3 protein-coding genes are annotated in these 3,496 nt (G+C 44.5%); all 3 read right to left on the bottom strand.

Annotated features, from left to right (window positions below):
- Window positions 1–78: 78 nt before the first annotated feature.
- The 3 genes from VB740_RS17595 to VB740_RS17585 all read right to left on the bottom strand — a co-directional run bounded on the left by VB740_RS17595 (window position 79) and on the right by VB740_RS17585 (window position 2,692).
- Window positions 79–1,839, bottom strand: a complete 1,761-nt coding sequence (locus tag VB740_RS17595; RefSeq protein WP_323201252.1) for a serine/threonine-protein kinase — start codon at window positions 1,837–1,839, stop codon at window positions 79–81.
- A gap of 223 nt (window positions 1,840–2,062) precedes the next feature.
- Window positions 2,063–2,251 (bottom strand): 30S ribosomal protein S21, encoded by a 189-nt coding sequence (gene rpsU / locus VB740_RS17590; RefSeq protein WP_012407716.1) that lies wholly within the window; start codon window positions 2,249–2,251, stop codon window positions 2,063–2,065.
- A gap of 120 nt (window positions 2,252–2,371) precedes the next feature.
- Window positions 2,372–2,692 (bottom strand): RNA recognition motif domain-containing protein, encoded by a 321-nt coding sequence (locus VB740_RS17585; protein WP_012407715.1) that lies wholly within the window; start codon window positions 2,690–2,692, stop codon window positions 2,372–2,374.
- Between the last annotated feature and the right edge of the window lie 804 nt (window positions 2,693–3,496).

Below are 3,496 nucleotides of genomic sequence, written 5' to 3'. Positions count from 1 at the left end.
CCTCCCCTGCCTCCCCTGCTCCCCCTGCTCCCCCTGCCTCCCCTGCTCCCCCTGCTCCCCCTGCTCCCCCTGCCTCCTTCATCGCCATCCTAAAAGGCGCAACCCAGGGACAATTAGGTAGTAAGTCACTGCTAACCAAAAGCTGATAAAGACGCCCACAGAACCAAAAAAAATCAGAGGTAACTGCAACTCTGACCAACCTGGTTGACTAGAGAATTGGAAGATCGGAGGTGCTAACTTCAAAAGAATCATAACTGCATAGGCGATCGCACTACCAAAGGCAGTGAACACGGCGTAGACTATGTGATGGCTACGAAGACCTAAACTCAAGGTGAGTAGGCAAACTGCCACTAGAATCACTGCCACTAAGCCCTCACCGCTATCTTTTGGTGTGATTAATTGCAAAACTAACCAGCCGAAGCCATAGCTAATCATGCCCATCAGTGATGCTACCAAAAAGCGCCGCTGTTGACCAAAACACCCGGATACTGTCAGTCCCCAAGCGGTTCCCCAACCTGCGGCGACGAACACCAAAATATCTGCCCCGAAGACGGGTTGAGTATTTGGCACTAATTGGTTTAGCTGACTCGAAATAAATTCCACAACCTGACGCCCCAAGCTGGTGTGATATGCCAAAATAAAACCTGCGATCGCACCAAAACAAGCGCCAACATAAGCCAGGATCATCGCCCAAATCGTCGCCAAACAAGCTTGCAAAATTTTGATGATTGCCTGAGCGATGAAAGTAACGGTTTTAGTTACAGCTTGGCTAAAGTTAGCTAAAACTTGTCCAATAGCTTGTGTTAGCAGTGTAAATTTCTGGGAAACTTGCGTTGAGGCTTGCTTAATGTTGTCTCGCTGTTGGGCAAATAATCCTGGTGGCGGTAATGGTTGAGAAATCTTCGCCAAGCGTCTTTGAATCATAGCTGCATTTGCTGGACGCGATCGCACATCCTCTTGCACCATCTCGTCCAGCAAATCTGCCAATTGGGGGTTGACATTTACCGCAGTTCGCCACTTCAATTTCCCCGTTTGCTGATCTTCCAACTCTAGCGGGTACTTGCCTGTGAGTAGTTCAATCACCGTTCGACCAAGGGCATAAAAATCAGCACTTGGCCCGACAATCCCTCCAGTCACTTGTTCTGGTGGACTGTAGCCAGAAGAAAATAATCGCGTGGAACTAGACTGAGAACGCAGCTTAGAGGGGCTAAATTGTTTCGCTCCTCCAAAATCAATTAAGACCAAGCGATCGCCCTCTGTTTGCCCTTGAGGCGGGGTTACAACTGGCGAAGAGTTGCCCAGCATTAAATTAGAAGGTTTGATATCCCGGTGAAGAATCTGACGTTTGTGTAATTCTTGTAAAATCTGTACAGCTTGGGCAAACCAGTTTAAAACCAAACTCTCTGGACACCCCTGGGGAAACTTTTTTAATATCTCCTCTAAAGTCCGCCCATTGATTTTTTCCATTACCAGACAAGGTAGTTGGTGTGGTTTGGGGTTAAACAGTTGTACCTGAAAATACCCTTCAGCATCGACTTTGGGGACACCTGGATGGTGCAAATTAGATAAAACCGCCGCCTCTTGGGTAAATAACTCCAGTGCCTTTGGTGAATCTTCTACCAACACTTTCAGCACTTTCTCTGTTTGAGTTTTTTCATCCCAAACCGTGTAGATTTGAGCAAATCCTCCCGATCCCAATGGCTGAAGTGGAACATAGCGGTCTAACAACTCTAGCGGTGCGCCACAGCTGTTACAAAATTTGTTTCCCCAAGGCTGGGGATAAGGACGTTGACAATCAGGATTTATGCAGTGAACCGCACTCTGAGTGATGTGGGACACAACCGCTACAATACAAAGGCTGACTTGATTTTAGCGTTTCTTTAGGTTTCCTGATTTTTTAAATAGGCAAAAGGAAAACCCTCATAGAATCTATGAGGGCATTCATTCATAATTTACAGCGGATTTCCAGGAATGTGAAGTACACAAGCTAAGTCTCAAAGCAAGGTATAAAGCCTGTTTGACTTCTGACTTCTGACTCCTGAATTCTGCTGTATGTCAGCCCTTAGTTACGGAAACTTCTCTTACTTTGTCTGTGCTTGGCAACTTCTTTGCGCTTGCGTTTTTCTAAGGGTGTTTCAAAATGACGATGCTTTCTCATGTCTGGAAAAATTCCAGCCTTGGAAACTTCTCGCTTAAATCTTCGTAAGGCTGACTCAATGTGTTCATTGTCACCTACAATTACTTGGGTCATTATTTCTCCTAACTAAGTTGACTTCATCAATGGGTATGCAGGCAGTCACATTACAAAAAAAAGACAGACTCTTATTTGTCTGACCTTAAGACTCTTGGTAATTTTTTTTTGTTTCCAAGGTTAGTAGCGTCCGCCGCGTCCGCCGCCACCGCCGTATCCTCCTCGGTTTCCACCAAAGGAACCTCTATCACCTCTATCTTCCTTGGGTTTAGCCTTATTCACTTTCAGGTCACGACCCATCCACTCAGCACCATCGAGAGCTTCAATAGCAGCTGTTTCTTCAGCTTCAGTTCCCATTTCCACAAAAGCAAAGCCTCGTGGACGACCTGTTTCACGGTCAGTAGGTACTTGAACGCGCTTTACAGTACCATATTCTGCAAAAATACCACTTAAATCTTCTTGTGTAACGTCATAAGAGAGGTTACCTACATAAATTGACATCGATTCTCTCCAAAATCATCACTGTGTAGAGATTTTAATTTCTCTGAGTAGTCTGTAAATACTAAAAGGAAAAAGCCTTTCAATACTAAAACCAAAGACATCACTGAATTAATTCTCATAAATCTAGGATGACATATGAGCCAACTCTCTGCACCCAGTAAATTGTTAACAGATAATTAACCAGTGATGCGATCGCACCTAAGCGATCGCCTGCCCCCACCTACCATAAGTACAGCCCACCGCAAAAAAGGGTTGGAAATGGAAGAAGATAAATCCTGTAGGGTGATAAAGGAAATCAGACATGCAGGGGCGCATCTTTAATATCCGAATTGAACGTTTGACTGCATTAACCAAAAGTATTACTCCCAAATTTTAATATGAAAGGCAAAGTCAGGCAACAAATAAAGGCTATGCCGACTTCTACTCTTTTGGAGAACCCGTTTTAAGGGACTTCCAAGTAAAAAAATATCCTATGGGTGTGTAGGCAGAGGGGCAATACTTCTCGGTTAAGCATTTCTAACTCAAAATCGGGTTTGGGGTAAAGGGTAAAGGGTAAGGGTTAAAAGTTTTTTCTTCCCCTTTTCCCCTTAACCGAGAAGTATTGGGCAGAGGGGCAGGGGGAGAAAGAAGAATATTATCTGAGTAAATTGGATAATTTATTTTTTGGAGTTTCCTAAAAGTAGCTGCGATGGCGTATCTGCCAGCCGTCATGGGTGTCAACTTAACGTAAAAACCTTGCCCCTTGTGGACAACCTAATTCATACCTTTACCCTTTACCCTTTAACCTTTACCCCTCTTTTTTAT

The organism is Nostoc sp. UHCC 0251 (genome assembly GCF_034932245.1).
In the GTDB taxonomy this organism is placed as follows: domain Bacteria; phylum Cyanobacteriota; class Cyanobacteriia; order Cyanobacteriales; family Nostocaceae; genus Nostoc.
Note: the sequence above shows the minus strand (reverse complement) of the source record. Positions and strands in the feature narration are given on the sequence as shown.